The organism is Rhodococcoides navarretei (genome assembly GCF_038069675.1).
Lineage (GTDB): Bacteria > Actinomycetota > Actinomycetes > Mycobacteriales > Mycobacteriaceae > Rhodococcoides > Rhodococcoides navarretei.
Window position 1 is genome coordinate 1,225,284 of sequence record NZ_JBBPCN010000001.1, and the last position, 18,185, is coordinate 1,243,468.

General features: G+C 64.7%; 19 protein-coding genes. 7 read left to right on the forward strand and 12 right to left on the reverse strand.

What is annotated here, in order from left to right; translation table 11 throughout:
- Window positions 1–51: 51 nt before the first annotated feature.
- The 5 genes from AABD04_RS06080 to AABD04_RS06100 all read right to left on the reverse strand — a co-directional run bounded on the left by AABD04_RS06080 (window position 52) and on the right by AABD04_RS06100 (window position 5,831).
- A complete protein-coding gene (locus tag AABD04_RS06080) occupies window positions 52–549 on the reverse strand; it encodes a methylated-DNA--[protein]-cysteine S-methyltransferase (protein WP_341440519.1) in 498 nt (165 codons plus the stop codon).
- On the reverse strand, window positions 546–2,012 hold the full coding sequence (locus AABD04_RS06085; RefSeq protein ID WP_341440520.1) for a DNA-3-methyladenine glycosylase 2 family protein: 1,467 nt from the start codon (window positions 2,010–2,012) through the stop codon (window positions 546–548). The genes AABD04_RS06080 and AABD04_RS06085 overlap by 4 nt, the downstream gene beginning before the upstream one ends.
- 57 nt (window positions 2,013–2,069) lie before the next feature.
- Window positions 2,070–2,240 carry a YbdD/YjiX family protein gene (locus AABD04_RS06090; RefSeq protein WP_094641195.1) on the reverse strand — a complete coding sequence of 57 codons (171 nt, stop codon included), beginning with the start codon at window positions 2,238–2,240 and terminating at the stop codon, window positions 2,070–2,072.
- The gene (locus tag AABD04_RS06095; RefSeq protein WP_341440521.1) at window positions 2,241–4,514 is read right to left on the reverse strand and encodes a carbon starvation CstA family protein; all 2,274 of its coding nucleotides are present in this window, start codon (window positions 4,512–4,514) and stop codon (window positions 2,241–2,243) included.
- A gap of 135 nt (window positions 4,515–4,649) precedes the next feature.
- Complete coding sequence (locus AABD04_RS06100) at window positions 4,650–5,831, reverse strand: ROK family transcriptional regulator (RefSeq protein ID WP_341440522.1); 1,182 nt, start codon at window positions 5,829–5,831, stop codon at window positions 4,650–4,652.
- 142 nt (window positions 5,832–5,973) lie between these two features.
- Here AABD04_RS06100 and edd point away from each other — a divergent pair, with 142 nt between their 5' ends.
- Window positions 5,974–7,797 carry a phosphogluconate dehydratase gene (gene edd, locus AABD04_RS06105; protein ID WP_341440523.1) on the forward strand — a complete coding sequence of 608 codons (1,824 nt, stop codon included), beginning with the start codon at window positions 5,974–5,976 and terminating at the stop codon, window positions 7,795–7,797.
- A 29-nt stretch (window positions 7,798–7,826) separates the two neighbouring features.
- On the forward strand, window positions 7,827–8,444 hold the full coding sequence (eda, locus tag AABD04_RS06110) for a bifunctional 4-hydroxy-2-oxoglutarate aldolase/2-dehydro-3-deoxy-phosphogluconate aldolase (RefSeq protein WP_341440524.1): 618 nt from the start codon (window positions 7,827–7,829) through the stop codon (window positions 8,442–8,444).
- A 1-nt stretch (window position 8,445) separates the two neighbouring features.
- Here eda and AABD04_RS06115 read toward each other — a convergent pair whose 3' ends face one another.
- The 4 genes from AABD04_RS06115 to AABD04_RS06130 are packed head-to-tail and all read right to left on the reverse strand — an operon-like array spanning window position 8,446 to window position 13,328.
- A complete protein-coding gene (locus AABD04_RS06115; RefSeq protein ID WP_423228121.1) occupies window positions 8,446–10,170 on the reverse strand; it encodes a glycoside hydrolase family 13 protein in 1,725 nt (574 codons plus the stop codon).
- A 40-nt stretch (window positions 10,171–10,210) separates the two neighbouring features.
- Entirely contained in the window at window positions 10,211–11,035 is an 825-nt protein-coding gene (locus tag AABD04_RS06120; RefSeq protein ID WP_341440526.1) for a carbohydrate ABC transporter permease, read from the reverse strand.
- 2 nt (window positions 11,036–11,037) lie between these two features.
- A complete protein-coding gene (locus AABD04_RS06125; RefSeq protein WP_341440527.1) occupies window positions 11,038–11,985 on the reverse strand; it encodes a carbohydrate ABC transporter permease in 948 nt (315 codons plus the stop codon).
- Window positions 11,982–13,328, reverse strand: coding sequence for an ABC transporter substrate-binding protein (locus AABD04_RS06130; protein ID WP_341440528.1), 1,347 nt, complete (start codon window positions 13,326–13,328; stop codon window positions 11,982–11,984). Before AABD04_RS06130 ends, AABD04_RS06125 begins: the two co-directional genes overlap by 4 nt.
- Window positions 13,329–13,428: 100 nt before the next feature.
- Between AABD04_RS06130 and AABD04_RS06135 the strand changes: the two genes are divergently transcribed.
- The 3 genes from AABD04_RS06135 (at window position 13,429) to AABD04_RS06145 (ending at window position 16,038) form a co-directional block, all read left to right on the forward strand.
- The gene (locus AABD04_RS06135) at window positions 13,429–14,502 is read left to right on the forward strand and encodes a LacI family DNA-binding transcriptional regulator (RefSeq protein ID WP_341440529.1); all 1,074 of its coding nucleotides are present in this window, start codon (window positions 13,429–13,431) and stop codon (window positions 14,500–14,502) included.
- A 78-nt stretch (window positions 14,503–14,580) separates the two neighbouring features.
- Window positions 14,581–15,660 (forward strand): ABC transporter ATP-binding protein, encoded by a 1,080-nt coding sequence (locus AABD04_RS06140; protein WP_243595977.1) that lies wholly within the window; start codon window positions 14,581–14,583, stop codon window positions 15,658–15,660.
- Between the two features lie 75 nt (window positions 15,661–15,735).
- Window positions 15,736–16,038 (forward strand): CD225/dispanin family protein, encoded by a 303-nt coding sequence (locus tag AABD04_RS06145; RefSeq protein WP_341440530.1) that lies wholly within the window; start codon window positions 15,736–15,738, stop codon window positions 16,036–16,038.
- Between the two features lie 23 nt (window positions 16,039–16,061).
- On the opposite strand, the gene AABD04_RS06150 is transcribed toward AABD04_RS06145, so the two are convergent.
- The gene (locus tag AABD04_RS06150; protein ID WP_341440531.1) at window positions 16,062–16,250 is read right to left on the reverse strand and encodes an SDR family oxidoreductase; all 189 of its coding nucleotides are present in this window, start codon (window positions 16,248–16,250) and stop codon (window positions 16,062–16,064) included.
- On the opposite strand from AABD04_RS06150, the gene AABD04_RS06155 reads away from it, so the two are divergent.
- Entirely contained in the window at window positions 16,164–16,409 is a 246-nt protein-coding gene (locus AABD04_RS06155; RefSeq protein ID WP_341442967.1) for an MmyB family transcriptional regulator, read from the forward strand. The two genes, AABD04_RS06150 and AABD04_RS06155, sit on opposite strands and share 87 nt — an antisense overlap.
- Here the strand turns inward: AABD04_RS06155 and AABD04_RS06160 are convergent.
- Window positions 16,325–16,495: a hypothetical protein gene (locus AABD04_RS06160; RefSeq protein ID WP_341440532.1), complete on the reverse strand. Its 171-nt coding sequence runs from the start codon at window positions 16,493–16,495 to the stop codon at window positions 16,325–16,327. The two genes, AABD04_RS06155 and AABD04_RS06160, sit on opposite strands and share 85 nt — an antisense overlap.
- 17 nt (window positions 16,496–16,512) lie before the next feature.
- Here AABD04_RS06160 and ychF point away from each other — a divergent pair, with 17 nt between their 5' ends.
- On the forward strand, window positions 16,513–17,592 hold the full coding sequence (ychF, locus tag AABD04_RS06165; RefSeq protein WP_032380545.1) for a redox-regulated ATPase YchF: 1,080 nt from the start codon (window positions 16,513–16,515) through the stop codon (window positions 17,590–17,592).
- Window positions 17,593–17,644: 52 nt separating this feature from the next.
- Here the strand turns inward: ychF and AABD04_RS25145 are convergent, their stop codons facing one another.
- Complete coding sequence (locus AABD04_RS25145; protein ID WP_423228215.1) at window positions 17,645–18,007, reverse strand: tyrosine-type recombinase/integrase; 363 nt, start codon at window positions 18,005–18,007, stop codon at window positions 17,645–17,647.
- Between the last annotated feature and the right edge of the window lie 178 nt (window positions 18,008–18,185).

An 18,185-nucleotide genomic window follows, 5' to 3' on the forward strand; every position in this document is an offset into this window, starting at 1 on the left:
AACGTCCCGGCGTGCCCAGCTGTATGTCACCGCCGTCCAAGACAGGGCCGGTCAGGCCGCCTCGTGCGCCAGCAACCACTTCTTCACCGGCAGTCCCCAGCGGAAACCGCCGAGGGCTCCGCCGATGCGCACCACCCGGTGGCACGGCACGAACAATGCAGCGGCATTGCGAGCGCATGCCGACGCAGCTCCGCGGATGGCTGCCGGTCTGCCGGACAGTTCGGCGAACTCGGAGTAGGTCACCGGCGCGCCGGGTTCGACGGTGCGCAATACGCCCCAGGCATGCATGAGAAATTCGCCGGATCGTTGTGCGACGGCCACGGAGTCGACAGCCGTCAGCTCCCCGCGGTGATAGCTGTCGACGGCGCGGGTCACGTCGCCGAGATCGGACACAGCGCGGACGGTCTCGGGGCGCAGCGTCGAGTGGATCAGGACGCGCAGTTCCTCGACGTCGGCGGTCCACCCGGATGCGAGGACGCGCTGATCGGCGTCGACGATGGTGCTGAACGGCCCGATCGGGGTGTCCTGGGTGGCGGCGGTGGCAGTCATGCTCGTCTTCTTTCCAGTGCGGTGATCCACAGGTGCATCGAGACGTACGAACGCCACGGAGCCCAGCGGGCGGAGTCCTTCAGCGAGATGTCCAGGGCTTGTGCGCCCTGGCGGACGACCAGGTCGGTATCGAGCAGAACATCGGGGTCGCCGAGTAACCGCATCACGACGTACCGGGCGGTCCAGGGCCCGATTCCTTTGAGCGCGAGTAGTTCTCGCTCCAGTTCCGGCCCTTCTCGCGCGGGATGCAGCACGACGGTTCCCGACGCGATGGCGTCGGCGACGCGGATGACGGTCTGGACCCGGGCGGTAGGTCCGGTGAGTACCTCGTGGCCTCGTTCGGCGATGACGGCAGGTTCGGGAAACAACCTGGTGACCGTGTCGTTGCCGAGATCGAGTGGTGCACCGAGAGCGTCGACGAGCCGGGCGGTGTGGGTGGCCGCGGCCTTCAGGGAGATCTGCTGTCCGATCACCGTGCGCAGCAACATCTCTGCGCCGTCGACCACTCCGAGGGCGCGAATGCCGGGGTGGGCGTCGACGCTCGCTGCCAACTGCGGGTCTGCGCGCAGGGCGTCGTCGACGGCGAGTGGATCGGCGTCGAGGTCCAGCAGGTGTCGGATGCGGGCGACGGCAGGGGCCAGATCGCGCATGTCCTGCAATGTCACTGCGGCACTGACAAATCCGTCCATCACCTGCAGTGCGACGAGTCCGGCGGCGTAAGGCAGGCTCAGGGATCTCACGTATTCGCCGTCCTCGGCGAAGGATTCGATGCCCTCGACCACGTGGCCTCGAAGGAACCACTCGATCCAGCCGCGATCGAGCGGTGGGCGGTACGGCAACCGTAGCGTGACGGTTCCGCCTGCGGTCGGTACGGCGGTGCGGTGTGCCTCGCGACGCAGCGTCGACGGGTCGACGGCGAAGACTTCCTTGATGGTGTCGTTGAATTGCCGGACGCTGGAGAACCCGGCCGCGAAGGCGACGTCGGCCATCGACATGTCCGTGGTCTGGATCAGGGTGCGAGCGGTGTGGGCGCGGTGCGCGCGGGCCAGAGCGAGCGGGCCTGCACCGACTTCGGCCGTCAACACGCGGATCAGTTGCCGGCTCGAGTAGCCGAGGGTGCTCGCGAGGCCGTCGACACCCCCGCGTTCGACGGCTCCGTCGGAGATCAACCGCATGGCGCGAGAACTGAGGTCCGAGTGGATGTTCCACCGTGGGGAACCGGGGGTGGCGTCGGGCTGGCAGCGGCGGCAGGCGCGGTAGCCGGATTGTTGCGCCGCCGCTGCAGTGGCCAGAAACGAGACGTTGCTCGGCTTGGGTGTACGGGCCGGGCACGAGGGTCGGCAGTAGATGCCGGTGGTGGAGACGGCGGTGAAGAACTGGCCGTCGAACCGTGCGTCACGCGAGGAGACCGCGCGATAACACCGATCGAAGTCCAGATCTTGCACCTGCCGTTCGCTGCTCATGCACCTACTGTGTCAGCGCGGACGCGTCGGTGCTAGCGGAAATCGGACATCACCGTGTCAACAGCACCGGGCCCCCGGGTTTCGGTCCGCCTCCGCGTGCCGGTCCTTCCAGTACTGCCGCACGGTCGGCGGTTCCTGATCCGGATGGTGGCGGGCCAGATGGGCGACATAGCGGTCGTAATCGTGGTCGCCCATCACCGAGGTGATCCACCACCACAGCCCGCGCATCTAGTGCGCCGATCCGGGTCGACGGACGGTGCCGGCGTCGATCAGCTCGTCCCATTCGGCCTGGATCTTCTTCTCGGCCGGGGTGAGGACGAAACCGGTGGGACCGAAGATCTTCGAGGGCACCTCGGGCTCCTCGTTGTCGGGCAAGGTGCCTCCTCGAACTGCCTTGATGCACACCCACACTCCGGCGAACACGACGACCAGGACGAGTACCGCGAAAATGATCGACAGCGTGCCCTGAATGAACGTGTTGCGGATGACGGCGTCGATGGCCTCGGGTGTCCCGGCGGTGCGGAACTCGCTGAGGCCCTGCGCCTTGGCGTCGCGGAACTGCGCGTGCTGCGTCCAGTAACCGATGGCCGGGACCGAGGAGAAGATCTTCTGGTACGACGCCGTCATGGTCACGATGAGGTCCCAGGCCAGTGGAACTCCGGGGATCCACGCCCACTTGTAGAGGCCTCGTTTGACGACGATGACGAGTACCACCGTCAGCGCGATGGCTGCCAGCAGCTGGTTGGCGATACCGAACAGTGGGAACAGGGTGTTGATGCCGCCCAGTGGATCGGTGACGCCCATGAGAAGGATTGCGCCCCAGGCTGCGACGACGATGATCGAGCAGATCCAGGCACCGGGACGCCACGACGGATCCTTGAACTTCTTGGCCGAGGCCCCGGGCAGGTTGCCGATGCTGTCGGAGAGCATGAAGCGTGCGACGCGGGTGCCTGCATCGACCGTGGTGAGGATGAACAGCGCCTCGAACATGATCGCGAAGTGGTACCAGAACGACTTGAGCCCCGGCCCGCCGAACACCTGGTGCAGTACCTCGGACATGCCGAACGCCAGAGTCGGGGCGCCACCGGTGCGCGAGATGATCGATTCCTCACCCACATCGGCTGCGGCCTGGCTCAATTCGGCCGGGGTGATGTCCCCGCCGCTCAGCGGAAGGTTGTTGACGTAGTCCGCCGCGGACTCAGGAGTCCCGCCGGTGAGTGCTGTCGGTGCGTTGAGGGCGAAGTAGATGTGCTGATCGAGGATGCAGGCGGTGATCAGCGCCATGATGGCGACGAACGATTCGGTGAGCATGCCTCCGTAGCCGATCATCCGCATCTGCTTTTCCTTCTCGAGCAACTTCGGCGTGGTGCCGGAGGAGATCAGAGCGTGGAAGCCGGAGAGCGCGCCGCAGGCAATGGTGATGAACAGGAACGGGAACAGCGAGCCGGCGAAGGCCGGGCCGTTGCCCTCGGTGGCGAAGCTCGTCATGGCGGGCATCTGGATCTCGGGGCGGGCGATGAGAATGCCTACCGCGAGCAGTGCGATGGTGCCGACCTTCATGAACGTCGACAGGTAGTCGCGCGGTGCGAGTAGCAGCCATACCGGCAGGATGCAGGCGAGCAGGCCGTAGCCGATGAGCAGCCAGGCGACGGTCACCTTCGACAGCGTGAACCAGTTGTTGCCCCAGTCGGTTTCGGACACCCAGCCGCCGGCGATGATCGCGAACAACAGCAGGACGACGCCGATCAGCGAGACCTCGGTGACGGCACCCGGTCGCAGGAAGCGCAGGTAGACGCCCATGAACAGCGCGATCGGGATGGTGAGTGCGATGGAGAAGACGCCCCAGGGACTTTCGGCGAGGGCGTTGACGACGACCAGTGCGAGCACGGCGATCAGGATGATCATGATGGTGAACACGGCGATCAGTGCGGCGGTGCCGCCGACGACTCCGAGTTCGTCGCGGGCCATCTGACCGAGGCTTCGGCCGTGGCGGCGAGTGGAGATCCACAGCACCAGGAAGTCCTGCACCGCACCGGCGAACACGACGCCGATGATGATCCACATGGTGCCCGGGAGGTAGCCCATCTGGGCGGCGAGGACGGGTCCGACGAGCGGGCCCGCTCCGGCGATCGCGGCGAAGTGGTGGCCGAACAGCACCCGACGGTCCGTCGGCATGTAGTCCTTGCCGTTTTCCAGTATCTCGGCAGGAGTGGCGCGGTCGTCGCGGGGGAAGACGATCTTGCGTTCGATCAGCCTGGCGTAGAAGCGAAAAGCGAAGATGTACGTACACACCGCGGCGATGACGAACCAGACGGCGTTGGGGTTCTCCCCGCGCACGATCGCGATGATCGTCCACGCAACACCGCCGAGGAGGCCGATGGCGACGAGCATCAGACGCTTTGCCGTGGTCATCGGATGTGATTCGACGACTCCGACCGGTGGCAGGTCGGGGTCTGTCTTCAGCAGTTCGACGTGTGGATCGTCGGGCGCTTTCAGTGACATGTGTGGGGTCTCCAGGATCGCAGGTGTGACTGCGATCACCCTATGTGGGCGGCCGGTGCGCGTCCTCGAATCGGCCCATCGTTGTGCGCCCGGCGGTCGCTGGAGTGCGACGAACGGAAAGTGCTGCCGAAGGTCTCAGCTACCGAGCGCGTCGTCGACGGCCCGGGCGCTGAGTACCTGATCCAATACCAGTGCTGCGCTACCGATGACTCCGGAGAGGTCGCCGTGGGTGGTCGACTGGATGGTGAGGGCCTTGGTGGCCAGGGCGGTGGCGTTTCCGTAGACGGTCTCGCGCAGTCCTGCGACGAAGATGTCGTAGGCGTTGGCCATGTCGCCGCCGACGATGAGCACCTCGGGGTTGAGCAGGTTCACGGCCCCGGCGAGGGTTTCGCCGATGTGGCGTCCGCTGTCACGGATGAGTCTGCGTGCTTCGGGGTCGCCGCTCACCGCGAGGTCGACGACGCCGCGGATGTGGCCCACTTCTCGGCCCTGCTCGTTGAGCGCGCGCACCAGCGCCCAGCCGCCTGCGATGGCTTCGAGGCAGCCGCTGTCGCCGCACCGGCACGCGACCCCGGCGGCGGCTGCGGTCTTGGTGTGGCCGAATTCGCCTGCCGCGCCCAGTGATCCACGTTGCAGCGCGCCGCCCGCCACGATCCCGGCACCGAGACCCGTCGAGGCCTTGACCAAGAGGGCGTTCTGGAAGCGATCTCGATTGTCCCGGCGTTCGGCCAGCACCATCGCGTTGGCGTCGTTGTCGAGAAACACCGGAGCCGACGTGGTGTCGGCGAAGAACGGGGCCAGCGGCACCCCGTCCCAGCCGTGCATGATCGGCGAGTCCAGGCTGCACCCGCGTGCGGTGTCGGCGGTGCCGGGGATGGACAGGCCCACGCCCAGGATTCGATGTTCGGTTCGGTGCGACTCGTCGAGCAATGCCTGCAAACGCTTGGTGATCTGCGGCATCAGCTCGTCCGGGCCGATGCCGATCTCCTGTTCGACGGTATCGCTCGCGAGAAACTCCCCGCCGAGAGTGAACACGCCCAATTGCGAGCGACTGCGGCCGATCGCGGCGGCGAGTACGACTCCCGCGTCGACGTCGAAGGACAGTCGCGCCGGGGGACGCCCTCCCGTCGAGTGGGTGTCCTCGGTTTCGATGATCAAGCCGAGGCCGGTGAGTGCGGCGACGCGGGAGGCGACTGCCGACCTGGAGAGTCCGGTGATCCGGCCCAACTCCGCGCGGGTATCGGCTTCTCCGTCGCGAACCAGAGCAAAGATCTCACCTGCAGTCGCAGGTGGAGCGCTCAGGCGCGGCATCGACATATACGCCATTCAACCAACTGGCAACTTTCACGGCAACACCCTAAGAATTGCTACTTAGAACTTTGAAAAACATAAGTTGGGTTGCCGATGTACTTAACTGGCTTTAGGCTCAGTCGTGAGAGACCGAACATCGGAGATACTCATGGACACACTTCACCCGGTTCTGCGTCAGGTCACCGACCGCATCGCAGACCGCAGCCAGTCCGATCGCACCAAATACCTCGCTCGCATCGCGGCAGCCGGAGACCGCGGCCCGGCCCGTGGCCGACTCGCCTGCGCCAACATCGCCCACGGCTTCGCAGCCTCAGGAACGGCCGACAAGAAGGCGCTCCGCGGCATGGTCAAGCCCAACATCGCGATCGTCTCCGCCTACAACGACATGCTCTCTGCGCACAAGCCGTTCGAGACCTACCCCGCTGTGCTCAAGAAGTCCGTCATCGACGCCGGCGGCATCGCGCAGTTCGCCGGGGGCGTCCCCGCCATGTGCGACGGCATCACCCAGGGCCGCGACGGGATGCAACTGTCATTGTTCAGTCGGGACATCATCGCGATGTCCACGGCAATTGCGCTGTCCCACGACATGTTCGACGCCACCCTCATGCTCGGCGTGTGCGACAAGATCGTCCCCGGAATGCTCATCGGCGCACTGAGTTTCGGCCATCTCCCCGCCGTGTTCGTGCCCGCCGGTCCGATGACCTCCGGACTTCCCAACGGCGAGAAGGCGAAAGCCCGCCAGCTCTACGCCGAGGGCAAGGTGGGTCGCGAGGCACTGCTGGACGCCGAGGCCGCGTCGTATCACGGCAGTGGCACGTGCACGTTCTTCGGAACGGCCAATTCCAATCAGCTGCTCATGGAGGTCATGGGTCTGCATCTGCCCGGCTCGTCGTTCGTCAACCCCGGAACTGCGATGCGCGACGCATTGACCCGCGAAGCCGCCCACGTCGTCACCGGTCTGACGTCGTTGGGCGACAACTACACCCCGGTGGGGGAGGTCGTCGACGTCAAGTCCATCGTGAACGGCTGCGTCGCGTTGCTGGCCACCGGTGGTTCGACCAATCACACGATGCACCTCGTCGCCATCGCAAAGGCTGCGGGTATCACGCTGACGTGGCAGGACCTCTCCGATCTGTCGGCTGTGGTTCCGCTGATGGCCAGGATCTACCCCAACGGCAAAGCCGACGTCAACCATTTCCACGCGGCGGGTGGACTCGGGTTCGTCATCGGGTCTCTGCTCGACGCCGGGTTGATGCACGAGGATGTGAAAACCGTTGCTGGGCAAGGCCTGCGGCGCTACACGCAAGAGCCGAAGCTCGACGGCGACGGGGTGATGTGGCAGGACGGTACTCGGATGAGCCACGACGACAGCGTGTTGCGCGGCGCGAACGAGCCGTTCAGTGCCGACGGCGGACTGAAGATGCTGACCGGGCCGATCGGAAAATGTGTCATCAAGACTTCTGCATTGGCACCCGAACATCGGGTGGTCACCGGACCGGCGCGAGTGTTCGACGACCAAGCCGACTTCCTCGAGGCATTCGACGCAGGGCTTCTCGACGGCGACTTCGTTGCCGTGCTGCGTTATCAGGGCCCGAAGGCCAACGGTATGCCCGAGTTGCACAAGCTCACCCCGGCGCTCGGAATTCTGCAGGACAAGGGACGGTCGGTCGCGCTGATCACGGACGGCCGGATGTCCGGGGCCTCCGGAAAAGTGGCTGCAGCAATCCATCTCACGCCCGAGGCCGCGAGTGGGGGACCGATCGCGAGAATCCTCGACGGTGACATCATCACTCTCGACTCCCTCGACGGCACATTGTCGATCGACGTTCCGCTCGACGAGTTCGAGGCTCGACCGGTCACCGGTCGCGTGTTGGACGCCGACGAGTGGTCGAGCACCGGCCGTGATCTGTTCTCGGGGATGCGTGCGCTCGTCGGCCCGGCCGACGAGGGCGCGATGTTCGTGATGCGTTGAGCCCTGTAACTCCAGAAGAAGGTAAGAACGTGACTGTATCCCTGCTCGACCGCGTACCCGTGATTCCCGTCGTCGTCATCGACGATCTCGAGCACGCCGTTCCGATCGCCCGTGCTCTGGTGCAGGGCGGAGTGCCCGTGATCGAGCTGACCTTGCGCACTCCGGTCGCACTCGACGCCATCGAGCGCATCGCGGCGGAGGTCCCCGAGATCCTCGTCGGCGCAGGCACGATCATCACTCCCGGCCAGGCAAAGCAGGCCGCCGACGCGGGTGCTCAGTTCCTGGTCTCGCCCGGTTGCACGCCTTCGCTGACGAAGGCCATGCGCGACACCGGACTACCACATCTGCCCGGTGCCGCAACGGTGTCCGAGGTGCTCACTCTGCTCGAAGCCGGCTACACCGAGCTCAAGTTCTTCCCGGCCGAGGCGTCGGGTGGCGCGAATTTCCTGAAGTCGATCCACTCGCCGATCCCGGCCGCACGCTTCTGCCCGACGGGTGGAATCTCCACCGCCAATGCATCGAGCTACCTGGCGCTTCCCAACGTCGGATGTGTCGGGGGATCGTGGCTCACTCCGGCCGCGGCTGTCGCAGAACAAGATTGGGATGCCATCGTCACTCTCGCGGCAGCCACGGCCGAACTGGTATGAGCTACCGCACGAGCGTCAGGTGTGGGCCCGCGACCCACGCTGTCGCCTCGGCGGGGAGCCTGCCGTCCTCGAGTGGAACGGTCGAGACGAGGACGTCCCCACCGGGAAGCTCTACCGGCGAGGTGCCGAAGTTGGTCACGATGTGCCAGCCACCGGGTCGAACGAAGTGCAGGGCATCGTCCTGGGTCTCGATCCACTCGAGCGTCTCTGCGCCCTGCAGACGGCGGCGCAACGCGAGAGCGGCGCGGTACAAGCCGAGAGTCGAATCCGATTCGGACATCTGCGCATTCGCGGCATACTCGGCGAACCATTCGGGTTGCGGCAGGTGCGCATCGCCGCAACCGAATCCGAAGGACGGACCGTCGGACTGCCACGGCAACGGAACTCGGCAACCGTCGCGGCCGACCTCGCTACTGTTGCGGAAGAAGATCGGATCCTGACGATCGGCGTCGGGAATCTGGCCGACTTCGGGTAGACCGAGCTCTTCTCCCTGATACAGGTATGCCGAGCCGGGAAGGGCGAGCATCAGCAGGGTCGCGGCCTTCGCGCGACGGAGGCCACGTTCTGCGTCGACCTCGGCCGGATCGCCGCCACCGAACAGCCAATCGATACCGTCGGTGCCCTTGTTGTTTCCGTGCTGGTCCTTGCCGCCCGTGCCCTTGGGCAGGCCGTATCTTGTGGCGTGGCGGACCACATCGTGGTTGGAGAAAACCCAGGTCGACGACGCACCGGACTGCGCTGCGTACTCCAGGTTGGTCTCGATGATCCGGCGGAACTGGTCGGCGTCGAAATCCGCCTTGAGGAGATCGAAATTGAACGCCTGCCCGAGCCCCGTCGGCGACGCGTACCTGGTCACTCGATGGGGTGGTACCCACACCTCCGCGACTGCCATCCGAGGAGGGGTGTACTCGTCGAACACCGTTCGCCATGCGGCATAGACGGAATGGACGTCGTCGCGGTCCCACAGGGGATGGTCGCTGCGGGTGAAGACCTCGTCGGGATCGGTGGTCCAGTTGCCGTGCACAGCCGCAGCCATGTCTTTCTTGAGGGCGTGTGCCACATCGACGCGAAAGCCGTCGACACCTCGGTCGGACCAGAATCGCAGGGTCGTCAGGAAGTCCTCGTTGACTTCGGGGTTGTCCCAGTTGAGGTCCGGCTGTTCCGGGGCGAACAGGTGCAGGTACCACTGGCCGGGCGTTCCGTCCGGCTCGGTGATGCGCTCCCAGGCGCTGCCGCCGAACATCGACGTCCAGTCGGTGGGCGGGAGTTCACCGTTCTCGCCGCGACCGTCGTGAAAGATGTAGCGTGCACGGGCCTTCGAATCACGCGGTGATGCGAGTGCCTCCTCGAACCAGGCGTGCCGATTCGAGGTGTGGTTGGGGACGATATCGACGATGATCCTGATTCCAGCGTCGTGCAGACCCGCGACCAGTTCGTCGAACTCGTCGAGCGTGCCGATGGTGGGATCGACGTTGCGATAGTCGTCCACGTCGTATCCCCCGTCGGCGAGCGCCGACGGGTAGAAGGGACTCAGCCACACCGCGTCGATCCCGAGATCGCTCAGGTACGCAACCTTGTTCGTGATGCCGCGGAGATCGCCGATCCCGTCGCCGTTGGAATCGGCGAAGCTGCGCGGGTAGATCTGGTAGACCGCTGCCTGACGCCACCAGTCGGCATCGATGTCGCTCGTCGAGACGGGCTGAACTGAATTCTGGATGTCGGTCATCATATTCTTTCTGGGAGTGCAGCTTTCGATGGTCGTGAGGTCAGCCCTTGACGGCACCGGAGATCATCGCTTTCACGAAGTGGCGTTGGAAGATGAGGAACACCACGATGGTGGGAGCCATGATGAGCAACGAGCCGGCGTTGAGCAGAACCACATCGGTGGAGTACTGACCCACGAAGTTCTGCAGCGCCCCCGCCATCGTTCGTTTGGCCGGGTCGTCGATCAAGACGATGGCCTGGAGAAACGTGTTCCACGTCCACAGGAACAGCAGCAGGCACATCGACGCCAGGGCCGGTACTGCCAGGGGAATCTGTATGTATCGGAACGCTTTCCATGCACCCGCGCCGTCGAGTGATGCTGCTTCGGTGAGTTCCTTGGGCATCGACAGGAAGTGCGCGCGCATCCAGAAGACGGCGAAGGGCATGAACGTTCCGATGAGTACGAGGATCAGCCCCAATCTGGTGTTGAGCAAGTTCATCTCGCGCAGCTGGTAGTAGAGCGGAACGATCGTCGCTTCCCTCGGGAGCGTCAGGCCCAGGAGGAGAAGCAGGAACACCGCAGTACCGCCGGGGACTTTCAGCTGACCGAGTCCGTAGCCGGCCATCGCGGCGAACAGGGCCGCGACCGGTACCACTCCCGCGACCAGGATGATGCTCGAGATCAACAGTGGTGTCACCTCGGCTACCCGCCATGCGTCGACGAAGTTGTGCCACTGGGGGTCCGACGGCCAGGACAGGCCGAGCGGAACGGTGCCCTGCGGTTGCAGCGCGGCCGAGAGCATGCTCAGTAGCGGCAGGATCGAGAAGATCATCGTGCCGATCAGCAGTGCCAGGCCTGGAACCCGTTGACGTACGGAGGTTTTCATGGTCACTTCTCCCTGAAGATGCGCTGGAGGGGCACGATGACCACCAGGATCAACGCGGTGAGGACGACGGCGAGTGCGCTGGCGAGCCCGACCCGGGATTCGGTGAATCCGAGTTGGTAGATCTGCACGCCGGGGACGGTGGTGGAGTATCCCGGACCGCCCTGGGTGGACATGAACACGATGTCGAAACTGGCGAGGGCGGCGATGACGGTGACGGTGACGCACACTCCGATTTCGGCTCGCAGTGCCGGGACGGTGACGTAGCGAAAGGTGTGGAAGAAGCCGGCACCGTCGATGCGGGCGGCCTCGTAGATCGAAGTGTCGATCTTTCCGATGCCGGAGATCAGCAGGATGGTGCAGAATCCCAATCCCAGCCAGGTGCCGATGATTCCGACGGCGGGCAGTGCCCAGTCGAAGTCGCCGAGCCACGACCGAGTGATGCTCTCCAGGCCGATCGCCGAGAGCGCCTGGTTGACGGTTCCGTTGCTGGAGAACATCCACACCCAGGCCACTGCGGCTGCTGCGCCGGGAATGATCTGCGGCAGGAACAGCAACGTACGGGCAGCAGTTCCGAGGCCACGTATTCGGATCTCCTGCAACAGAGCAGCGACGAGAAGGCCGCCGATGACCGGGAAGACGGTGAAGAACAGGATGAGGAAGAACGCGTGCCCGATCGACGACAGCAGCTGCGGGTCGGTGAGTACGCGGCCGTAATTGTCGAGCCCTACCCAGCTGCCGACCGAGATGCCGTCCCAGTTGTAGAAGGAATACCAGATGGTCGTCAACAGGGGCCGTAGAACGAACACGCCGTAGACCAACGCTGCGGGGAGGACGAACAGCCAGCCGGTGAGGGCGCGTCGTGCGCGGGTGATTCGTTCCACTCGCCCGGCTGGGTGTCTCGGCATCGTTGCGGCCGTGGGGGACTGGGTTCGGTGCGTGGTGGCGGTCATTTCAGAAGGTCCTGCTCGTAGGCGGATTGGATGGCGCTCATCATCTCGGCGGGCGTGGTCCTGTCCGCGACGAGCATCTGGACCTGCGGCAGCCATGTTCCGGTCATGCCGTTGGTGGCGTTCTGCACGAACTGAACCTGGCCGTTGCCGTCGACGAGTCGCCCGAAGGCGTCCTGGACGTCCGCGCCCACGGATCCGGGCTCGGTGGCGGGTACGTCGCCGGTGCCGGACGGTGCGAACCCGGCATCGACGGCAACCTGCCGACCGGCGTCCGAGCGAAGGAAGTCGAGAAACGCAGCGGCGGCGTTCTTGTTGTCGGAACCGGATGGGATCGCGAAATTCGAGACCGGATCCGACATCGCCAGCACGCTTCCGTCTCGTGTGGGTGGCAGCATGAAGCCGACGTTGTCGCCCAACTTGGTCTGCAGCGTCGAGGAGTCCCAGTTTCCCGATGCGTAGAAGAGCCCCTCGCCCTCGGCGAATCTGCCTGCGGCAGTGGTGGCGTCGGTGCCGTTGGTGTCCTCGGGGTAGTAGCCCTGCTGCGCCCACTCGGCGACCACCGATGCTGCGTCCACTGCGGTCGGAGTGTCCAGGGTCGCACCCGGAGCGTTGAAGACCCAGTCGTTCATGGCGTCTCGCCCCAGGTAGGTGTTGAGCATCATCTGGACGGCGAAGGTGACCTGAGCGTTCTTGTTGCCGGCCATGATGGGGAGGATTCCTGCGGCTTTCGCGGATGCGAGCGCGGCCTCGAATTCCGCGAGCGTGGATGGTGGTTCGGTCATACCGATCTCGCGGGCGAGTGCCTTGTTGTAGTACAGGCCGGTGACGGTGAATCCGCTGGCCATCGTGTATTGCTGCCCGCTGCCTCGGACGCCGTTCTCGTCGACGCGATACATGGCCAGTTGGCCCGCGGGCAGATCGTTCCATCCGTAGGCCTCGGCCCACGGGTCGAGCACGGTCAGTTGGTTGTTGTTCACCGCAGCCGGCAGTGCGATGATCCGCGCGATGTCGGGCGGATCCGCAGAGCTGATCACGCGGGGCGCGTTGACTGCCTGAACGTCGTCCGGGTCGTAGCGGGCGGTGATGGTCACGTTCGGGTGGAGTTCGGTGAACGCTGCGATCAGGGCTTCGTCGATCGCCTTCAGGCCGGCACCGTCGTAGAGGGTCAGCTCGATCGGCTCGGTGCCGAGATCGGTACTGACCTCGACGGGAGCCGCGGGAGAGCTGGTGGTGTTACCACCGCCGGGCGGTGCGCAGGCCGCCGCGGTGGGAAGAAGTGCGGCGCAGGCGGCGACCGCGAGGCGTCGCATCCACCTCGATCCAGCTGTGTGATGTGAATTCATCGTACCTCCGCAGTGAGATGCGCATCACAGTTCGGAAGCGCTTCCGGAGCATATGTCGGAAGCGCTTCCGAAATCAAGTGGTTGGGGTTACGCTCGCCTCGTGACCGACCAACGTGGATCCCTGAGCTTGAGCGATATCGCTCGTGAAGCCGGCGTTTCCCTCACGACCGCCTCACGCGCCCTGAACAATTCCTACGGCGTATCGGCGGCGACGAGAGACAAAGTTCTTGCTACCGCCCGACGCCTCGACTACGTGGTGTCGCCGGACGCGGTACGCCTGGCGAGTGGGAGCCGAACGCAGCGAGTGGCGTTGGTCGTTCCGCACGTCGAACGCTGGTTCTTCGGTGAGATGGTCAATGGAATCGAGACGGTGCTCGCCGCGGCCAACGTCGACCTGCTGCTCTATCAGGTCGGGGGACCCGAGGATCGCCAGGACTTCTTCAGTAGGTTGCCCGCGCGTCGAAAAGTCGATGCCGTTGTGGTGGTTGCCTTTCCGGTCGATCGCGTCGAGCAGGAGAGGCTCGAGCTGATGGGCGTCGGGATCGTCGCGGCAGGTGGGCAGAGTGCCGCGTATCCGTACGTCTGCATCGACGACTATCAGGCCGGTCGAATGGCCGTCGACCACCTCGTCGAGCTCGGCCACCGACGTATAGCGATGATCGCCGCACACGATCCCGACCAGCCGGGGTGGCCGATGCGATCGGGGCGCTCGGAGGGCTACGTCGACGCACTGGCCGCCGCCGGTGTCGCCGTCGACAATTCGCTCATCCGTGATGTGGACTGGGGCGGACTCAACGCCGCGGCTGCAATGGACGACATCTTCGACGCTGCCCAGGGCGATCCGCCGACCGCAGTCTTTGCACACAGCGACGAACTCGCACTCGGGGCCATGCGAACTCTGCGTCGACGCGGTATGCGGTTCCCCGAGGATATTTCGATCGTCGGGATCGACGATCATCCCGTCGCCGCGCTGACAGACCTGACCACCGTCCGCCAATCCGTACGCGAGCAAGGCGAAATCGCCGCTCGCCTCATCCTCGACGTGTTGAACCCCGTCGCAGACGAGGGCGCACCCCGCGCCGTCACCGCACCGATCACCTTGACCGTTCGAGCCAGCACCGGACCGGTGCCCAACCGGACGCGGCCGCCGGCGCAGGCCACCCGAGACCACTAGGAGAGACCCCGCGCTCACCCCTGTTCAGCCCACTCGGATCGTCCGGCACGTTCCTGCCGGTGGAGGGATTTCAATCTCATGGCAACAATCTCGTACGACCGCGCAACCAGGCTTTTCCCCGGATCCAGTACGCCGGCAGTCGACGCGCTCGACCTGCAGATCGAGGACGGCGAGTTCCTCGTCCTCGTCGGCCCGTCCGGCTGCGGTAAGTCCACCTCGCTGCGCATGCTCGCCGGTCTCGAGGAGGTCGACGGCGGCCGCATCATGATCGGCGGCACCGACGTCACGCACTCCGAGCCCAAGGATCGCGACATCGCGATGGTCTTTCAGAACTACGCGCTCTACCCGCACATGAGCGTCGCCGAGAACATGGGCTTCGCACTCAAACTCGCCGGCACCGACAAGGCCGAGATCCGCACACGCGTCGGGGAGGCCGCCGACATGCTCGACCTCGGTGACTACCTCGACCGCAAACCCAAGGCGCTCTCCGGTGGGCAGCGCCAGCGAGTTGCCATGGGGCGAGCCATCGTTCGTCAGCCACAGGTGTTCCTCATGGACGAGCCGTTGTCGAACCTCGACGCGAAACTGCGAGTGCAGACCCGCACCCAGATCGCTCAGCTGCAACGCCGGCTCGGAACCACCACCGTCTACGTCACCCACGATCAGGTCGAGGCCATGACGATGGGCGACCGGGTGGCGGTGCTGAAATCCGGTGTTCTGCAGCAGTGCGCGTCTCCTCGCGAGCTCTACCGAAGCCCCGTGAACGTGTTCGTTGCCGGGTTCATGGGCTCACCGTCGATGAATCTGTTCACTGTGCCCATCGCCGACGGCGGCGTGCAGATCGGCGAGCAACTGGTTCCCGTTTCTCGCGACGTGCTCACGGCCGCGAGAGGGCGTGAAGTGGTGTTCGGAATTCGACCCGAGCACGTCCAGATCGCGGATTCGGGCGGTCTGGAACTGACCATCGACGTGGTCGAGGAACTCGGATCCGAGGCATTCGTGTTCGGCAACACCACCATCAACGGTCAGGTTCAGCATCTGGTCGCCCGCGTCGACTGGCGCAACCCGCCAGAGAAGGGGCAGGTCGTCCACGTTCGTATCGACGAGGCACATGCCCACATCTTCGCCACCACCCCCGGCGGAGAACGCCTGACGTAGCGACCGATGGAACCGGACGCGACGATGCGGCGTCCTACTGGTTGTCCGTCATCGAACAATCGGGGGGAAATTCTCATGACAGGTCCGTACGAGCAACCGTTTTCAGCTGTACAACCGTTTCCGCCTGCGCGGACGCCCACCCTGCCGTCGTCGAATGCCGGGTGGGCCGTCGTGGCCATCATCTTCTTCTGGCCGCTGGCCATTCCGGCGTTCAACCACGCACTGAAGGTGCACCCGCTGTGGATGATGGGAGATGTTCAGGGAGCGCAGCATTCGTCGAATCGTGCCGGGTTCTTCGGGAAGCTGTCACTGATCCTCTTCGGTGCCTTCATCGTTCTCTACCTCGCGTTCATCGGCTTGGTCGTCTCGACCATGTGATGGGGTCGACGGCGGTGTGCTGCTCACCCGCGGGTGATCGAGATGCCGCCGTCGACGTAGAGCGTCGTTCCGTGGACCATCGCGGCGTTGTCCGAGACCAGGAACTGAACGCCGTCGGCGATGTCCTGCGGAGAGAGCACCGCGCCTGCCGGTGTGCCGGCCTTCATGGCGTCGAGTACCACTTTGCGGGTGCAACCAAGTTCATTCAGCACCCCGCGGCAGGCACTCTGCAATTCGGGATCGAATTTCTGACGTCGCCGAGCGAGCCGGATCAAAGTCTGATCGTCTACACGGTCGAGGAAGGGTCGAGTACGGCGAAAGTCCTGCCGATCCTGGCGAGCTGGGACCCGAGTTCGGCGATCACCCCTTGACCGGTGAACTCGGTCGGATCAGCCGGCTCCAGCGGCCCACGGCCCAGACGCCGGCCGGGCACTGTCCGAGCTGGTGGTGTCGTCAAAGTAGACTCCATAGACCGTGAGCCTCACCCTCGGAATCGTCGGACTGCCCAACGTCGGCAAGTCCACCCTCTTCAATGCACTGACCAACAACGATGTGCTGGCCGCGAACTATCCGTTCGCCACCATCGAGCCCAACGTCGGTGTGGTTGCGCTGCCGGATCCCCGGCTCGAGAAGCTGGCCGAGGTGTTCGGTTCGGAGAAGCTCGTGCCTGCGCTGGTGTCGTTCGTCGACATCGCCGGCATCGTCAAGGGCGCGTCCGAGGGCGCAGGCCTGGGCAACAAGTTCCTCGCCAACATCCGTGAGGCCGACGCCATCTGCCAGGTCGTTCGTGTCTTCGCCGACGACGACGTGGTGCACGTCGACGGTCGCGTCGACCCGACCGCCGATATCGAGGTCATCGAAACCGAACTCGCGATCGCCGATCTGCAGACTCTCGAGAAGGCTATCCCGCGCCTCGAGAAAGAGGTGCGGATCAAGAAGGATCGCAAGCCCGCGCTCGACGCGGCGCTGGCAGCACAGGCCGTGCTGAACGACGGCAAGACGTTGTTCTCGGCGAAGGCGAAGCTGGACTTCGAGCTGCTCGGTGAATTCCAGCTGCTCACCACCAAGCCGTTCCTGTACGTGTTCAACGCAGACGAGTCGGTGCTGACCGACGACGCGAAGATCGGCGAACTGGCTCGCCTCGTCGCTCCCGCCGATGCGGTGTTCCTCGACGCGAAGATCGAGTCGGAATTGCTCGAACTCGACAAGGAGTCGGCAGCGGAACTACTCGAATCCGTCGGACAGACCGAGCCCGGTCTCGACGCGTTGGCTCGCGCCGGCTTCCACACGCTGGGCTTGCAGACCTACCTCACCGCAGGCCCGAAAGAAGCCCGCGCGTGGACGATTCACCGGGGAGACACCGCCCCGCAGGCAGCAGGCGTCATTCACACCGACTTCGAGCGCGGCTTCATCAAGGCCGAAATCGTTTCGTTCGACGACCTCGTTGCCGCAGGTTCTATGGCCTCGGCCAAGGCCGCGGGCAAGGTGCGCATCGAGGGTAAGGACTACATCATGTCCGACGGCGATGTGGTGGAGTTCCGCTTCAACGTGTAGCGCCCAGGTCAGCTCTGAAGTTTGAGCTCGTGGTCCGCAGTAGATCTCCCGATCAGCCGCGAGACTGTTCCGCTGCATCGGTCGTGGTCGGCTGAACGTCCTCGTTGAATGTCGAGTCCGCGGCCTTACGCGTCCGGTTATCTACATTCGGCCAGAGGTGGGCGTACGTGGACAGGGTGACGTTTGGCGAACTGTGTTCAAGCGCCTTTTGAACAGTGAACACATCGCATCCTGTGTGGATGAGTCCGGAAGCAAACAAGTGTCGAAGGTCGTGCAAATGCCAGTCAGGCGGCACGACCTTGCTTTTTTCTTTACGCCACCGATAACCGACCGAGTTCTGATGCATGGGGTGCCCGTTCTCGCCAGGAAACGGCCGTGCGTCAGGCGCATCAACCGCTGGTAGCCAAAGCCGGATGTGCTCTGCAAGAAGTTCAACAGGCCGTTTGTGGCTGGGACCGTTCGCTCGCTGCCGTGCTTGGGTGCCCGAAACTCGGCCTCGCCGCCGTTGGCACGCTGTACTTGCCGGCGGACGTGGATCTCACCTCGTAAAAAGTCGATGTCATGGACCTGAAGCACAGCGGCTTCTCCAAGAC

What these genes read in the sequence shown, in the direction of transcription:
- AABD04_RS06090 (WP_094641195.1), bottom strand. Translation starts at nt 2,240, where the DNA reads ATGCGCGGGCTGTGGTGGTGGATCACCTCGGTGATGGGCGACCACGAT.
- AABD04_RS06100 (WP_341440522.1), bottom strand. Translation starts at nt 5,831, where the DNA reads ATGTCGATGCCGCGCCTGAGCGCTCCACCTGCGACTGCAGGTGAGATC.
- AABD04_RS06115 (WP_423228121.1), bottom strand. Translation starts at nt 10,170, where the DNA reads ATGACCGACATCCAGAATTCAGTTCAGCCCGTCTCGACGAGCGACATC.
- AABD04_RS06145 (WP_341440530.1), top strand. Translation starts at nt 15,736, where the DNA reads ATGACAGGTCCGTACGAGCAACCGTTTTCAGCTGTACAACCGTTTCCG.
- AABD04_RS06080 (WP_341440519.1), bottom strand. Translation starts at nt 549, where the DNA reads ATGACTGCCACCGCCGCCACCCAGGACACCCCGATCGGGCCGTTCAGC.
- AABD04_RS06140 (WP_243595977.1), top strand. Translation starts at nt 14,581, where the DNA reads ATGGCAACAATCTCGTACGACCGCGCAACCAGGCTTTTCCCCGGATCC.
- AABD04_RS06095 (WP_341440521.1), bottom strand. Translation starts at nt 4,514, where the DNA reads ATGTCACTGAAAGCGCCCGACGATCCACACGTCGAACTGCTGAAGACA.
- edd (WP_341440523.1), top strand. Translation starts at nt 5,974, where the DNA reads ATGGACACACTTCACCCGGTTCTGCGTCAGGTCACCGACCGCATCGCA.
- AABD04_RS06125 (WP_341440527.1), bottom strand. Translation starts at nt 11,985, where the DNA reads ATGACCGCCACCACGCACCGAACCCAGTCCCCCACGGCCGCAACGATG.
- AABD04_RS06120 (WP_341440526.1), bottom strand. Translation starts at nt 11,035, where the DNA reads ATGAAAACCTCCGTACGTCAACGGGTTCCAGGCCTGGCACTGCTGATC.
- AABD04_RS06085 (WP_341440520.1), bottom strand. Translation starts at nt 2,012, where the DNA reads ATGAGCAGCGAACGGCAGGTGCAAGATCTGGACTTCGATCGGTGTTAT.
- AABD04_RS06130 (WP_341440528.1), bottom strand. Translation starts at nt 13,328, where the DNA reads ATGAATTCACATCACACAGCTGGATCGAGGTGGATGCGACGCCTCGCG.